Source organism: Bartonella sp. MF74HXZ (assembly GCF_042194445.1).
Classification (GTDB): domain Bacteria; phylum Pseudomonadota; class Alphaproteobacteria; order Rhizobiales; family Rhizobiaceae; genus Bartonella; species Bartonella grahamii.
In genome coordinates this window covers 1-16,383 of the sequence record NZ_JBHIMW010000002.1, presented here as the reverse complement: position 1 = coordinate 16,383, position 16,383 = coordinate 1, and the positions used below count along the sequence as shown (strand labels likewise).

Sequence of the window (16,383 nt, the reverse complement as noted above, 5' to 3'; positions counted from 1 at the left end):
GCAGGGGTGAATTGTTTTTACGGATGTAAAAAATATATAAATTGATAAGCGCTATAATGATCAATACAGGCTTAAAAAACAGAAAAACCGTACACTTTCAACAAAGTGAACTTCTTATTTCAAAATAAGATAATGAGTTTTTTCATAAATTATAAGTTCATTATTTTCTGCTTTAATTTTTAAATCTAAAAAATTTGTAGCATTCTACAGATAGAAAACCCCTTTCACTCTCTAGAAATCTATTAAAAAACCTTCTAGTAAGACGGAGTATATATTTAAATGTATTTCAATTTTACTGGAGGAAGTTATAGAAACAATATACTAAACTAACTCTACCCCTTGCAAAAAACAATCAACACGTTTAAAGGTTAAAAAACCAATCACAAAAAATTTACCTTCTTAGGAAATTTAAAAGAGCAAAACACGTTAACCATAAAACCTAAAAACACAATCTCTCTATCTTTTCAATTAGGTACTAAACTCTTGAACATGTTTAGAAAAGCCAATTTTAAAGAACTTTATAGCGTTTAAATGTGTCTTTTTTGTGTTTATAGTTATTTTTTCATTGGGGAGCTCATTATGAAAAAATTATATACAAAATTAGCAGGGAGCGATTTAAAATTTTCTCGTTTTCCTTTTATTAAAGTTCTATCCTTGACTTCAATAGCGGCACTTTCATCCACCATTTCTCCTGCTCTTTCGAATAATCTTGATTCAAGAGAAACAATTTCTGCGAACATAAGGAACACTACTGGGATATATCCACAAAGTGTTATCTCTGTTTATGATGAATCTAGAAGTAATTTGGGTTCTTTCAATGAATCAAAAAATAATTATATAAGAATGTTGAATGTAGCACTGACATCACAAGTTAATGCTTTAAGTGGATACAAAAATTTTTTAATGAGAACCCTTACTGGTGTAAGTGATGATAATTCTATTACGAATATTTTAAAAATCGATACCAATAAGTTATCAAAAAATACATTATCTTCCACTCAAAGTGGACAGGATGCAGTGACTATTGATGTATCTGATTTCTCGCGAAAAGATCCCATCGCAAGCATAACACGTGGTGGAGAAGTACAGGGTGATGCATCGGGAAGTAATGTCATTTTTGGTGAAGAAGTTGAGGCAAAAACCACGAACAGTGTTGTTATTGGTTATAAAGCGAAGGCGGTCTTCGCTGGAGAAGATAAAAAGCTAGCGGCATCTGTTATTATAGGTGCTAAATCGGAGATCCGTGGAGGAGGGAACGTTTCCATTGGGGCAGAAACAAAGATATTAAAGAGTGACTCGGTTGCCATTGGTCGTTATGCAACAGTAGAGGAGGGGGGAAGTATAGCTCTAGGCTTTAAGGCGAATACGAAAGGTGAATTTGGTGTTGCTGTAGGGAATATGGCGCACGCTTTGGGTAAAAGCAGTGTTGCAATAGGTGGTGAATATAATGAGAAGAACGGGGACGATGATTATACAACTGCGAAGGATGATTATTCAACAGCTGTAGGAGCCGTTTCTAAAGCCCTAGGGTTTGGTTCGACAGCTCTTGGTCATCGTGCATATGCATTTGATCAAAACGCTATTTCTATCGGCTTTTATTCAAAAGCAAATGGGACTGGAAGTATTGCTTTAGGTGCCAATTCTAACGTGACGGTTGATGGTGGTGTTGCTTTGGGAAGCGATTCTGTAGCCAATAGGGCTGCTGGTAAGTTTGGCTATGCTCCTTCGTTGAAGGATGAGGTTTCAAAAAATGACACAGTTCAGTGGAAAAGTACGAAAGGTGCAGTGAGTGTTGGTTATGATGATGCTGATAATGGACAAACACGACAAATTACAGGCGTAGCAGCTGGTAGTGAAGCTACCGATGCCGTGAATGTTGCACAGTTGATGGACATGAAAAGCTTCGTAAAAGAAAACGGTTGGAAACTGTCAGTTGGAGATAAAAATGCTACAACTGTTCTTATGGATAGCGGAGTAGATTTTTCTGCTGGAAGTAGCAACCTAAATATTACAAAGGGCGAAGATGACAATAAGCTAAAATTTGATCTGGCTCAAGATGTTACATTAACGAGCTTAAAGGCAGGAACAAATACCTTCGATGCCACCGGCTTAGTCATTACTGATGGTCCGCAAATAACGATTTCTGGTATTGACGCTGGAAATAAAAAGATAACGCGTATTGCACCTGCTGATCTTAGTGCAGATTCACAAGACGCGGTAAATGGTAGTCAGTTGAATGTTTTAGCTACCCATATAGCTCGATATTTAGGTGGTGGTGTTAAATTTACAAATGGCCAATGGGATGATCCAAAGTTCAAAATTAAAACTTTCAATCCTGAGACGAATGAGATTGAAGAAGAAAGTTTTCCGGATGTAGCAAAAGCCCTTGAGGGTGTGGGTAAGTCTTATGTAAATCTTCACAATGAGATTAAAAAAGCTGCCGATGATAGTGTCTTTAAATGGCATGCCGAAACGGAGAGCATTACAATTGCTGCCAGTGAGGGAAAAGGTGGGCAAGGAAGTATTGCTATAGGTAAGCTTTCAAGTGCAGCTGCAGAAAATAGTATTGCACTAGGTGGTTTTTCAGCGGCAAATGCAGAAAATAGTATTGCGTTAGGTGGACTTTCAAATGCAAATGCAGAAAATAGTATTGCGTTAGGTGGACTTTCAATTGCAGCTGCAGAAAATAGTATGGCATTAGGCTCAAATGCACAAGTACTAGCTAATGTTACTGGTGGTGTTGCTGTAGGTTATCAATCTGTTTCTCGTAACTCAGTGTCCACAGTTGGCTATGATCCTTCCATAGGGGGCCAGTCAACAGATGATGGTGTGATATGGAAGAGCACTCAAGGAGCTTTTAGTATTGGTGATACTCCGAATAAGATAACACGACAGCTTACAGGTGTGGCAGCGGGTTATGCAGACACTGATGCCGTCAACATTGCGCAGCTGAAAGCACTAAGAGAGTACGCAGGCAAAGGTTGGAAACTTTCTGTTGATGATAAAAATACCCAAGCCGTTAGCATAGATGATACAGTAGATTTTTCAACTGGAAGTAAAAATTTTAAAATTACAAAAGGCGATAAAGATAATAAGATAAAATTTGATCTGGCTCAAGATGTTGCATTAACGAGCTTAAAGGCAGGCACAAATACCCTAGACGCAACAGGCTTAGTGATTACAGGTGGTCCGAAAATAACAACGGGTGGTATTGACGCTGGCAGTAAGAAGATAACAGGCATTCAAGATGGTGCACTCACAGCAGAATCAACCGAAGCGGTCAATGGTTCCCAACTTTTGGCAACAAATACTGAAATTAAAGAAGTAAGAGACAGTATCCTTGTTAAGCAAGTAGCAAAGAAGAGGAGAACGCGCAATCTCCCTAATGAAGGAGAAGGTCTTATCACTGTTGGTATGGAAACTGGTGGTAGCGAAATCAGTATTCTAAATAAGGATAATGGAGCTCGGAAACTTTCCGGTCTACTCGGCGGGGCAATCAGTGCAACTTCAACAGACGCAGTAAATGGCTCACAGCTTCATACATTGGGCACAGGTGTTGCATCTTATTTAGGTGGTGGTGCTAGCTATGCGGATGGTAAATGGACCGCTCTTACATTCAAGGTAAAAGCAATCAAGGAAGATGGCAGCCCTGAAGATAAGGAATATCATGATGTAGCATCTGCTTTTTCTGGAGTTGGTAGTTCTATCACGAATGTTCAGAATAAATTGACTGAACAGGTTAATAATGTGATTAACAAAGTAGAAAGCGAAAGCTTTGTTCAGCAAGACAAAACAACGCATCGTCTCACTATTGGAGCTGCAGTAGAAGGCAGTGAAATCAATATTGCCAATAAGGCTGGTGCGGATCGGATTCTTTCTGGCGTAAAGGACGCGACGAAAAACAATGAAGCCGTTAACAAAGGACAGCTTGATAAAGGCTTGAAAGATCTTTCGAACAGTCTTCAGTCTGATGAATCAGCAGTTGTTCATTATGATAAAGATTCAGATGGTAAAACTAATTATAGTAGTGTGACTTTAGGAAAAGCTAAAGATAAGACAGCTGTAGGTCTCCATAATGTTGCTGATGGTAAGATTTCCAAGGATTCACATGATGCAATCACGGGTGGTCAGATTAATACCATAGCTTCGGATTTATCAAAAATTTTAGGTGGAGATGTATCCTTTGATGGAAAAAACTTTAAAGGGCCAACTTATAATTTATCGAATATTGATGAAAAAGGTGAAGTAACAGATAAACCGCATACCGATATTGGTTCTGCCTTTAAAGGACTTGATGATAATATCAAGAATGTGAATGCTCGCATTAAGGAAGTCTCAGAAGGAGTTGCACAAGATTCTTTATCTTGGAGCGATGGTGACAAAGCTTTTGTGGCTCTGCATGGGGAAGGGGATGACAGAAAAGCCAGTAAAATCACATCGCTTGCTGTAGGAGATATTACGAAAGAATCGACGGATGCAGTAAATGGTTCTCAACTTTATTCACTGGGCAATAAGGTTGCAAAATATTTTTCTAATGACGCTGAATATAAAGATGGGGAATTGAATGTTCCTGATTTTAAGCTCAAAACTATCAATGATGATGGCACTGAAGCTGAATCAAGCTATAAGAATGTATCAGATGCATTTTCAGGTGTGGGTAAACTTTTCACAAAGGTTCAAAATGCGATCAGCGATGTAATTAGTAATCTTCTTGTTACGAAAAATGAAGATGTTATCAACATTGGTAAAGGAGTAGAAGGTAGTGAAATCAATATCGCAAACAAGAGTGGTACAGCACGGACTGTTTCTGGTGTGAAGGCAGCAGAAAAAGATAATGAAGCGGTTAACAAGGGACAGCTTGATAAAGGTTTGAAGGATCTTTCTGATACCCTTCTGTCTGATAGTTCTTCTGTTGTTCTTTACGATAAAACAACCGATGATCAAATTGATTATACAAATGTAACTTTTGGTAAAGGGAAGGGTGCTACACCTGTTGCACTGCATAATGTAGCCGCAGGATTGATTGCGGAAAACTCAACAGATGTTATCAATGGAGGACAGATTCACATCCTTTCAACGGATGTAGCAAAATTCTTGGGTGGAGATGCTGAATTTAAGGATGGTGCTTTTAAAGGGCCAACTTATAATTTATCCAGTATTGATAAAGATGGTGAAGTAACAGATAAACCGCATACCGATGTTGGTTCTGCCTTTAAAGGACTTGATGATAATATCAAGAATGTGAATGCCCGCATTAAGGAAGTCTCAGAAGGAGTTGCACAAGATTCTTTATCTTGGAGCGATGGTGACAAAGCTTTTGTCGCTCTGCATGGGGAAGGGGATGACAGAAAAGCCAGCAAAATCACATCACTTGCGGCTGGTTCTATAGCATCAGGCTCGAGTGATGCGGTTAATGGCGGACAGATTTATGATCTGAATCAGTCGCTAGCAAAGTATTTTGGTGGCGATGCTAAGTATGATGGTGATGGCTGGGTCCTTCCAGGTTTCAAGATAATGGCTTTCCAAGAAGATGGCAGCTTTGAAGAGGAGGATTATGATAGCATTGCAGCTGCATTTGCCGGTATCAATAAGGTCTTCAAGAATCTTCATAATGAGATTTCAGAAAACATTGAGCAAAATGCGTTGTTGTGGAGTGATGATGCGGGTGCGTTTGTAGCACAGCATGAGAAGGAAGGTAAAAAGGACAACAGCAAGATCACGTTCCTTGCGGAAGGAAAGATATCAGAAGATTCGACGGATGCGATTAATGGAGGTCAGATTTATACTCTACAACAGAGCTTTGCCTCATATTTTGGTGGAGGAGCTGGTTATGATAAGGAAGGAAACTGGCAAGGACCGAAATTCTACGTTCAGGTCTTTAATAAGGATGGTACGAAAGGTGATAAAGAGGAGCGTAATAATGTCTCTGAAGCATTTGATGTTGTTAACGACAGCATGAGCACTATCAACGATCGTATAAAAGAAGTTGAAAAGGATGCCTCTTCGAATGGTCTGAATTGGAATGAAGAAAAAGGAAGCTATGATGCCTCTCACGTTGATGATCAGGGCGTTAAGAGTCCTAGTAAGATTATCAATGTAGAGAATGGTAAGGTAGACAAAGATTCCAAAGAAGCAGTTAATGGAGGTCAGCTTTGGGAAACCCAGCAGATGATTACAGATCAGGTCAAGGATATTGAAACTAAAGTTACGGAGGGATCTGTACTCTATGATAGAGATAAAAAAACAGGTGAAAAGATCAATCAAGTTACATTAGTTGGTGGAGATGACAGTTCTCCAGTATTAATAGACAATGTAGCCGGTGGAAAGATTGAAAAGGATTCGAAAGAAGCTGTTAATGGAGGTCAGTTACATGATTACACAGAACAGCAGATGAAGACGGTTCTTGAAAATGCAAAGAAATATACGGATGAGAAAGTTAGTAGTCTTGTCAATAATGGCGTTAATGAGGCTAATTCGTATACGGATATGAAGTTTGAAACATTAAGTTACGCTGTTGAGGATGTTCGGAAAGAGGCAAGACAAGCAGCAGCTGTTGGTTTAGCGGTAGCTGGTTTACGCTATAGTGATATTCCTGGAAAATTAACACTCGCATTTGGTAGTGGTTTATGGCGTAGTCAATCCGCGTTTGCTGTTGGGGCTGGTTATACTTCAGAGAACGGTGATATTGGTTCCAACTTGTCAATTACCACTTCTGGAGGTCACTGGGGTATAAGTGCAGGGGTTAATGTGATACTCAACTAATAAACGACTGAATCCGTAAAATTGATTTGCCTTTTTCTTATTTAAGAAAAGGGCAAATTTTTTACCTTCTTCCAGAGCCCTCTAAAGCTATTCTAAATGTACAAAACTCCCGTAATTATATAAAATCCGAATATAAAAAGCTTATTACAACTTTTGTTGAGAATAAAAGACCTCAGTGGCAAAGATTCAAAAAATTGATTACTATTTTTTTGATAATTAGGTAATGAGGTTATTGCTCTATCTTGTTATTTTGATTTATTAAAGTTCATAAAGCAATGTGAGTACGAATAGACCCTTTATTAAAAAGAGACAGTTTTAGCTTTTATTTTCGTGTAGTGTTAAACCTATGCTTTATATTGGTATCGTTATAATTTTTCATTGAAATTCTTGTTGTTTAAGTGACAAATTATCTTAAGAATAAAATAGTTAAAAATATTATGTTTTTTAATCATTTTCCTTTCTTGTAGCTTCATAGTAAAATTTTAATTTCTCCAAATTGTTTTAACCTAATTACGAGTATAAAAAGCAAATAGTGCAAATTCTTACAATTAAAAATATGTCTTTTTTATGTTTTGTGCATGGTTTTTTGTTGAGGGTTTGTTATGAAAAAATTATTGAATCACATTCAAGGGAAATAGCTCAAGTTTTCAGCGTTTATTTTATCGGTTGTTTGTAGCAACGTTTTCATTGGGAGTTGTGATAGTTGTTTTTTTATCGAATGCTATTCCTAGTTTGGCGAAAAAAATTGATATAATAGAACAGCTGTTTTCAGCCATGGCAAAAGCAGCAAAGAGCTATTCTCAAGGAAAAATGCTCCTTTCTGCGCATGCTAACTCTAACAGCATTGGGGCTCTCTCAAAAGGTTTTGATTTATCAAAAGCAAGTTATTTAACAGCACTTAATACAGCACAGCAATGGCACCAATAGTGGGTGATTCTACAGATGATAGTGGCTATATCAATTTTCTCGTTAATACGCTTTCTATTAAGAGTAAGGATGATTTTAGTGAGAGATTTCTTACCGATCCGCAATTGGTTATGAACAATAACTCTACAATTACAATGAGTTCTGAAAACAACGAAGATGCAAGGATTATCAATGGATCTGACACCTTGCGACATGATTTCATTACAAGAATGCAACGATTTACAGGTATGCAACGTACTCCAAACACAAGTATTGCTTTAGGTAGTGGAACGCAAGCGGAAAAAGAATGGAGCGTTACTGTAGGCAGTATGGCTCACGCTTTGGGGAAAAGCAGTGTCGCAATAGGTGGTGAATATAATAAGAAGAAGAGCGAATATGGAGATAATAATTATACAACTGCGAAGAGTGATTATTCAATAGCTGTAGGAGCCGTTTCTAAAGCCCTAGGGTATGGTTCGATTGCTTTTGGGTGCATATGTATTTGCTCAAGAAGCTATTTTATAGGCTTCTATTCAAAAGCAAATGGGGTTGGACGTATCGTTTTAGGTTCCTATTCTAACGTGACGGTTGATGATGGGCGGTGTTGCTATCAGGAACAACTCTGTGCCTAGTAGAGCTGCTGGCGTTTTTTGAGGATGCGTCTCTTTTGCAAGGACCGGCCAAAAACACCGAATCTCAATAGAAAAGTACGAAAGGTGAAGTGAGTATTGGTGTTTCTAGTAAGAACATAACGCGACAAATTATAGGCGTAGCAGCTGGTAGCAAACCTGCCGATGCAGTGAACCTTAGATAGTTGCAGGATTTAGAAGAAGTTGTAAGAAAAAAGGTTGGAAACTGTCTATTGCTGGTGAGGCAGCTAAAGATGTGGATGCTAGCTAATACAATAAATTTTCATCCGGAGGAAGTAACTTCAGGGTTAAAAGAGATAAGGACGATGAAAATAAGCTCATATTTGGTTTGGCTAATGACATAGCATTGAAAAGCATAACATTAGGAGAGAAAACAAAAGTAGATGCAATAGGCTTAGTAATTACTGATGTCCCGCAAATAACTACCGGTAGTATTAATGCGGCAAGTAAAAAAGTAACAAATATTGCGGAAGGAAATCGCAATACTGATGCAGTGAATTTTTCACAACTGAAGGAAATAAAAGAACAAGTAGCAGTGAGTATTTTTGTAAAACAGGATACAGCAATGAAACACATTACCATTGGTAAGGATATAGATGGTGATAAATCGATATTGCGAATAAAAGTGATAAATTACAGATAATTTCTGGTGTTAAGAAAGCAGAGAGAGATAAAGCATCAATGATGCTGTTAATAAAAAAACAGCTTGAAGAAAGTTTAGAGAAACTTGCTAATAATTCTGCTGTTGTTCATTATGATAAAGCAAATAATGAAAATGGCACTATTAATAGGGCACTATTAATTATGAAGGTGTGACTTTTGGAAAAACTACAGCTCCCGCTGCACTTCATACTGTAGCAAATAAAGTTACGGAAAATTCCACAGATGTTGTCAATGGTAGTCAGCTTTATTCATTGGGTGATAAAGTTGCGAAATCTTTAGGTAGTGGAGCATATTTTAGCGACGGTATTTTTACAGCTCCCACTTATAAATTATCATCAGATTGATGAAAAAGGTGCGGTAATAGAGAAACCATATATCCACTCTAACTTATTTTACAGGTTTTGATCACAATATCAAGAATATAAATAATCGTATTAAAGGAGTCTCTGAGGGGGGCAGGATTCTTTATCATGGAGCACAAAGGATCAAGCTTTTGTTGCAAAACATGGAGAGAAGCAAAAAAACAGCAAGATCACATTCCTTTCGGTAGGAGCTATTACAAAGAGTTCCACGGATTCTGTGACGGGGTGGAAAGCTTTATTCACTAAATCAAACGCTGGCAAAATATTTTGGCTGTGGTGCTAGATATGAGAATGAAGAATGGACAGCACCAAGTTTCAAGCTATAGAACCTTTGAAGAGAACAGCTATGATAATATTGCAGCAGCTTTTGCTGGCATAAATAGTGTTTTCGCGAAGCTTCATAATGAAATTTCTGGCAACATCGAGAAAAATGCTTTGTTATGGAGTAATGAAGCAGGGGCATTTGTGGCTCGGCATGGAAAAGACGAAAAAAAAGCTATAACGATATTGCTAATGCATTTAATGCAGGTCGTGGCGTTGATAAGAATAAGAAGGCGAGTAAGATTATCAATGTAGAGGGTGGAAAGGTAGAAGAAGGCTCGAAAGAAGCAGTAAACGGTGATCAGTTACATGATTATACGAAAAAGCAGACAGATACGATTCTCGATAAAGCGAAAGAATATATGGATGAGAAAGTACCTAATATTGTAAAGGATGGTATTAAAGATGTTTATTCGTATACGAATATGAAGTTTGTAACGTTAAGTTATGCTGTTGAGGATATCTGAAAAGAAGCAAGACAAGCCGCAGCCGTAGATTTGGCAGTGTCTGATTTAAGCTATGAAGATACTCTTGGAAAAATAAGTTTTTCTTTTGGTAAGGGTTTGTGGCAGAGTCAATTAGCTTTTGCCTTTGGCGCTGGTTATATGTCTGAAAGTGGAAGAATTCGCTCTAACATATCTGCAACGAGTGTTGGAGATCATTTTGGGATAGGCGCAGGGTTTAGGGTAACTCTGAATTGACAATAAACAAATTCTAACCATTAACTTTATTAACATTTTGTTTTTATTTCTCTTAATGAGAGATGGGAGAGTATAGTAGGTGCGCGCATGAGGTACCGTTACGGTGAACATAAGCAGCAATTAACATGAGTTACAATATTTTATGATATTAAGACAGTTCAGAAAGAAGTAAGACAGACGGCTTCTGTTGATTTAGCAGTATCGAATTTAAGTTATGAAGATACCCTTGGTCTTTAAGCATTTCATTTGGTACGGATGCATTGGTGTAGTGCATCCGTCTTTGCTATCAGAGCCGGTTATATGTCAGAAGATGGAAAAATCTGCTCCAATCTCTCCGCAACGAGTTCTGGTGGTCATTGGGGTGTAGGTGTTAGGCTTAATTTAATACTGAACTGATAAGCAAAAAACTTTTTTAAATATGCTCTTTGCCCTTGCCTCATCAAAGCAGGGGCATTTTAGTAAAAATCTTTCATCAATCCTCTAATGAAATAAAAAATCTTATTCACGAAAAATAAACTGATGCCTAAATGGATGATCAATAGGTACAAAAATTATACCTCTTTCAAAGAGGTCAAAGCTAAAAACGATGTACAACCTTTGATAGAAAAAACGAAATTAACTCTAATATTAAGCGTTTTTTTACCTTCCTTAAATTGACTTTCACGAACCTGCCCCTAACTACCTTCTAAAGGCGCTGTAGAAACAACAGCTTATGTCTTAATTTTATTTATGTCCTAAAATACGCTGTAAAAGCAGGAACACGCAAGGGAAATAAGAAAGCTTTAGAGCTCTAGAGCATACCTTTTTTGTGTTTTTAATCTATTATTATGAAGGGGGTATTATGAAAAAATTATATACTACACAAAATCTGCGTGATTTGAGTTTTTCTCGTTCACATCATCGATCATCACTGTTTAAAGTGGCTTCGTTAGGAACTGCGGTGGCATTGTTTTTATCGAATGCTTCTCCTGTTTTTTCAGCAAATCTCGATTTAACAAAAGCATCTCTTGAAAATGTGAAGAATGCTGCCGTAGTTTATCCGCAAAGCATTATCTCTGCATATGATTACTATGATGGTGATAAGGAAAATTATTTAACAGCATTGAATGTGGCAATGGTGCCAAAAGTTGACGCTTCTGATGACTATGCAAATTTTTTAACCAAAATCCTTTCTGGTATAAGTAATGATGATCTTATTGTGAATGTTTTAAGGGCAAATGGCAAAAACGCATTGGAAAGAACATTAGATGCAGGCGGGCAATATAAAAAATCGATCATCAGTTCATTGAATGGTGAGAATACAGCGATTATTGATGCATTGAATCCTTTGCGCAATGACTCTATGGCTAGAATGCAGCGCGGTACCGGACTGCAACGTGACGTAGAGGGTACTAATGTCATATTTGGTAATGATATAACAAAGGCCAAAAAACTCCATAATAGTAGTGATATTACTGCTCTTGGTGCCAAGATAATAGTAAATGCCTCAGATTCGGTTGCTGTTGGTTATGGTGCGCAGGTGGATAATAGCGTTACTGTTGCTTTAGGTCATTTGGCGTACGCTGTAGGTAAAAAAAGTATCGCAATAGGTGGTGAAGGTAGATGGAAGGATAACCCGATCCCCCCTGAGGGGCGTACAATAGCGAAGGGCGAAGAATCAATTGCTATTGGACATCGTGCTAAGGCGGATAGTATGAAATCTGTAGCTTTTGGTGCTTATTCAAAAGTGAATGTAGATTCAGGTGTTGCGATTGGAAGCGAGTCTGTGGCTGATGTTGCTGCTGGCGCTATCGGTTATGATCCTTACATTAAAGGTCCTTCACAGTCTGATAACTTTGCATGGAAAAGTACGCTAGCTGCAGTGAGTGTTGGTGATGTTGAATCAGAGAAAACGCGCCAGATTGTAGGAGTGGCAGCTGGTACTGAATTGCATGATGCCGTTAATGTTGCACAGCTAAAAACGTTACAATCATACGTAGACCAAGGTTGGAGTTTGTCTGTTGGAGGTGAAAATGCTAAAGCCGTTGGTATAAAAGATATTGTAGATTTGTCGGCTGCAAGTAACAACCTTACGATTACAAAAGGTGCGGAAGACAATAATGTAAAATTTGATTTAGCTAAGAATATTACAGTGGCAAGTGTCACTGCAGGGAATGCCTCTATGAGTAGTGATGGCTTTCTGTTTGCTGGTGGGGCTAGAATAACTGTGGATGGTATTGATGCTGGCAATAAACAGATTACAGGAGTGGCAGCTGGGAAAGAACTTGATGATGCAGTGAATTTTGCGCAGCTACAAGAGATAAAAAATGAAATAGCAGCACATAGTTTTGTTAAGCAAGATGGTGGAGAAGAAGGTCGTATCACCATTGGTATGGCAACAGGTGGTTCTGAAATCAATGTTGCAAACAAATTGGGTGAAGATAGGATAATTTCCGGTGTGAAGGCTGCAGTAAACAATAACGACGCTGTTAATAAAGAACAGCTCGATGGTCAGATTGCAGATGTTGTTGACACCATAAAAAGCAATAGCCTTGTTAAGCGAGAAGAAAAGACAAATCGTATTACCATCGGTAAGGAAATAGAAGGTACAGAGATTAACATTGCAAACAAATCAGATGGTGCTCGTACAATTTCCGGTGTGAAAGAAGCAGTTAAGGATGATGAAGCTGTTAATAAAAAACAACTTGATGGTGAAATTGCAGATATCACGGACAGTATTAAGGTCATTAAAGAAGCAAATAGCTTTGCGGTTCTTTATGATAAAAATGCAGATGGCACCATTAATTATAACAGTGTGTCTTTGGGCGGCAATAAGAGTCAAGGACCAGTTGCACTCCTTAATGTCAAAGATGGCACAATTTCGCAAGGATCACATGATGCGATAAATGGGGGACAAGTTAATCAAATCTCTCAAGATATAGCAAACTATTTTGGTGGTGATGCCGAATTTGTCGATGGTGCTTTTGTAGGACCACAGTATAATTTATCTACAGTTTCTGCGGATGGTTCTGGAGAACAGAAAATCTTTTATAATGTTGGTGACGCTTTGACAGGTCTTGATGCAAATGTAAAGAATGTGAATAGTCGCTTAACATATGTAGTCAATGACTTTACTCAGAAAATTGATGGTGTTTCTAAAGATTCCCTCTTGTGGAGCGAAGATGAACAAGCATTTGTTGCTCTTCATGAAGCAAATGGAGAGAAGATAGACAGCAAACTCACATTTTTGAAGGATGGAGACATTTCTGCTAATTCAACGGATGCTGTAAATGGTTCGCAGCTCTTTACGACTAATCAGAATGTTGACACTGTTACAAATAATCTGACAACAGTTTCTCAAAATATATCGAAGTATTTTGGTGGTGGTGCAGATGTGTCTAACGGTAAGGCTCCCACCTACACTATTCAGGGCAAATCACATAATGATTTTGAATCTGCTTTTAGTACTGTTGATAATTCTATCACGAATATCCAAAATCAGATTACGAATGCGACGAAAAATAGCCTTGTCAAGCAGGAGGAAAATGAAGGTACTATCACCATTGGTAAGGCAACAGGTGGTACTGAAATCAATGTTGCGAACAAATCAGGTGGTGCTCGTACAATTTCCGGTGTGAAGGCAGCGGTTAATAATGATGAAGCTGTTAATAAAGAACAACTGGATGGTCGTATAGCGGATATTAGTAACAGTATTAATAATATTAAAGAGGGAAGTGCTTTTGCAGTTCTCTACGATAAAAATACAGATGGCACTGTCAATTATAACAGTGTGTCTTTGGGCGGCAATAAGAGTCAAGGACCAGTTGCACTCCTTAATGTCAAAGCTGGCAAAATTGCTAAAAATTCGCATGATGCGATCAATGGGGGACAAGTTAATCAAATCTCTCGAGATATAGCAAACTATTTTGGTGGTGATGCCGAATTTTTCGATGGTGATTTTTGGGGACCGGAGTATAATTTATCTATAGTTTCTGCGGATGGTTCTGGAGAACAGAAAATCTTTTATAATGTTGGTGACGCTTTGAGTGGTCTTGATGCAAATGTAAAGAATGTGAATGATCATTTAACAAATGTGACAAATGATTTTACACAAAAAATCAATAATATTACACAAGAAGTTAAAGGCGACGCCTTGTTGTGGAGTAATGATGAGCAGGCGTTTGTAGCACAGCATGGAGAGGGAAGAACCAATAGCAAAATTAAGTTTCTTGCTAATGGAGATATTTCTGCTAACTCAACGGATGCTGTAAATGGTTCACAACTTTATTTGATGAGTAATCAGCTTGCTGCGTATTTTGGTGGTGGCGCTGGCTATAATAATGGACAATGGACCGCTCCTACTTTCAAGATAGCACAATTCAATAATGACGGTAGTTCTGGTGAGAAGGAGACCTATCATGACGTTGCCAATGCTTTTGATGGCGTAAGTGAGAGTATGTCCAAGATAAACAACCGCATTCAAAATGTTGAAAACAATGTTTCGTCCAATGGTTTAAATTGGAATGAGCAGAAAAAAGCCTATGACGCTAGCCATGATGGTCAACCAAGTAAGATTATCAATGTAGAAAATGGTAAAATTACAGAAGGTTCAAAAGATGCAGTCAATGGCGGACAGCTTTGGGAGACCAACGAACGTGTTACGGGTGTTGAAAAAGATGTTAAGCATCTTACCAACAGAGTCGACAATATTTCCACGACAGTTACGGATATGGGTGAAACGGTTTTCAATATTGAAAACAGAGTTGATAATATTGAAAACACGGTTAATAATCTTTCTGATGGCGCAGTTAACTATGATAAAGATGCTGACGGTAAAAAGACCAATAAGATCACTCTAAAAGGTGGGAATGAAAGCGAACCTGTTATGATTGATAATGTTGCGGATGGTCGTATTGAACAAGGTTCGAAAGAAGCTGTAAATGGTGGTCAACTACATGACTATACCCAAGAACAGATGAAAATTGTTCTCGATGAATCGAAGCACTACACAGATCAACGGATAAATAATATCAGGATTGATGCGATTGATGATGCTGTTGATCGGGCTAACCAATATACAGATATGAAGTTTAATATTTTAAGTTATGACATTAAGAGTGTACGCAAAGAGGCAAGGCAAGCAGCAGCCGTTGGTCTAGCAGTGTCCAACCTACGTTACTTCGACGAACCAGGATCTTTGAGTGTCTCATTTGGTAGCGGCGCATGGCGTGGACAATCCGCATTTGCTCTTGGTGCTGGTTATACATCTGAAAACGGAAAAATCCGCTCTAATCTCTCTGCTACGAGTGCTGGTGGTCACTGGGGAATAGGTGGAGCAATCACTCTGAAAATAAAATAATACGAACAACGAAAACTTAACAAAATATTCACCCTTATTGATTGAAATAAGGGTGATTTTTTTTACAGACGCACAGTATTTATCCAGAGATAAGCATAATATTTGATGACGCTATAAACTTTGAGATTTTATAGAAGATTTTTCTATATTTTTGTTGAAAAAAAATCACAGTAGAATCCATATTGCTAAAAAGTTATATTTTTATGTTGCTATTTTCTTGAACAGTCTATAGTGATACAGAAATGTATATTAGTAAGACTCATTTTGATAAAATAACTTTCAAAGGGGGAATAAGTAGTGCGTAAAAGGTACATCACAAGACCGCGCATATATCATTACATGATACTTAAAAAAGAGAAAACCTAACTAAAAGGTTGATTATTCGAGGCGAGCTAGATTTCGAACATATTACAATCCCTTTTTACTTTACTTGTTATTAACAAAAAAATGCTTTTTAATAAAACTAAAGTCTATAATTAGGAAAACACGAACAAAAACCTTTTTTAAAGCATTTTATATTAACGACGACCAAGTAAAAAGTAAGACTAAATATGCAAGACCTCTTTTTTAGTTAGGAAAAAACAGCGCATTAAACCCCTTAGGCTCTAAATGTGTCATTTTTATGCCCACAAAACATAATCAAAATATAAACATTTAGGTCTCAACACAGAAAGCACAAA

At 37.8% G+C, this 16,383-nt stretch carries 9 protein-coding genes and 1 pseudogene; all 10 read left to right on the top strand.

Features of this window, described 5'->3' with window-relative positions; translation table 11 throughout:
• Positions 1-579: 579 nt before the first annotated feature.
• On the top strand, positions 580-6,762 hold the full coding sequence (locus tag ACFIJ8_RS01515) for a YadA-like family protein (protein ID WP_375638799.1): 6,183 nt from the start codon (positions 580-582) through the stop codon (positions 6,760-6,762).
• Between the two features lie 696 nt (positions 6,763-7,458).
• Positions 7,459-7,689 carry a hypothetical protein gene (locus tag ACFIJ8_RS01510; RefSeq protein ID WP_375638798.1) on the top strand — a complete coding sequence of 77 codons (231 nt, stop codon included), beginning with the start codon at positions 7,459-7,461 and terminating at the stop codon, positions 7,687-7,689.
• Complete coding sequence (locus tag ACFIJ8_RS01505; protein WP_375638796.1) at positions 7,677-8,300, top strand: hypothetical protein; 624 nt, start codon at positions 7,677-7,679, stop codon at positions 8,298-8,300. The genes ACFIJ8_RS01510 and ACFIJ8_RS01505 overlap by 13 nt, the downstream gene beginning before the upstream one ends.
• A 346-nt stretch (positions 8,301-8,646) precedes the next feature.
• Complete coding sequence (locus ACFIJ8_RS01500; RefSeq protein WP_375638795.1) at positions 8,647-8,961, top strand: hypothetical protein; 315 nt, start codon at positions 8,647-8,649, stop codon at positions 8,959-8,961.
• A gap of 169 nt (positions 8,962-9,130) precedes the next feature.
• Positions 9,131-9,325, top strand: coding sequence for a hypothetical protein (locus ACFIJ8_RS01495; RefSeq protein ID WP_375638793.1), 195 nt, complete (start codon positions 9,131-9,133; stop codon positions 9,323-9,325).
• 303 nt (positions 9,326-9,628) lie between these two features.
• The gene (locus ACFIJ8_RS01490) at positions 9,629-9,919 is read left to right on the top strand and encodes a hypothetical protein (RefSeq protein WP_375638791.1); all 291 of its coding nucleotides are present in this window, start codon (positions 9,629-9,631) and stop codon (positions 9,917-9,919) included.
• A gap of 248 nt (positions 9,920-10,167) precedes the next feature.
• Positions 10,168-10,365 carry a YadA-like family protein gene (locus ACFIJ8_RS01485; protein ID WP_375638790.1) on the top strand — a complete coding sequence of 66 codons (198 nt, stop codon included), beginning with the start codon at positions 10,168-10,170 and terminating at the stop codon, positions 10,363-10,365.
• A gap of 246 nt (positions 10,366-10,611) precedes the next feature.
• Entirely contained in the window at positions 10,612-10,761 is a 150-nt protein-coding gene (locus tag ACFIJ8_RS01480; RefSeq protein ID WP_375638958.1) for a hypothetical protein, read from the top strand.
• A 445-nt stretch (positions 10,762-11,206) separates the two neighbouring features.
• Positions 11,207-12,373 (top strand): annotated as a pseudogene (locus ACFIJ8_RS08540) (hypothetical protein); the annotation flags it as partial.
• 153 nt (positions 12,374-12,526) lie between these two features.
• The gene (locus tag ACFIJ8_RS01475; protein ID WP_404978557.1) at positions 12,527-15,703 is read left to right on the top strand and encodes a Vomp family autotransporter; all 3,177 of its coding nucleotides are present in this window, start codon (positions 12,527-12,529) and stop codon (positions 15,701-15,703) included.
• Positions 15,704-16,383 lie beyond the last annotated feature (680 nt).

Coding starts and splice junctions, on each gene's coding strand:
- ACFIJ8_RS01505 (WP_375638796.1), top strand. CDS start 7,677: ATGGCACCAATAGTGGGTGATTCTACAGATGATAGTGGCTATATCAAT.
- ACFIJ8_RS01515 (WP_375638799.1), top strand. CDS start 580: ATGAAAAAATTATATACAAAATTAGCAGGGAGCGATTTAAAATTTTCT.
- ACFIJ8_RS01490 (WP_375638791.1), top strand. CDS start 9,629: ATGAGAATGAAGAATGGACAGCACCAAGTTTCAAGCTATAGAACCTTT.
- ACFIJ8_RS01475 (WP_404978557.1), top strand. CDS start 12,527: ATGAGTAGTGATGGCTTTCTGTTTGCTGGTGGGGCTAGAATAACTGTG.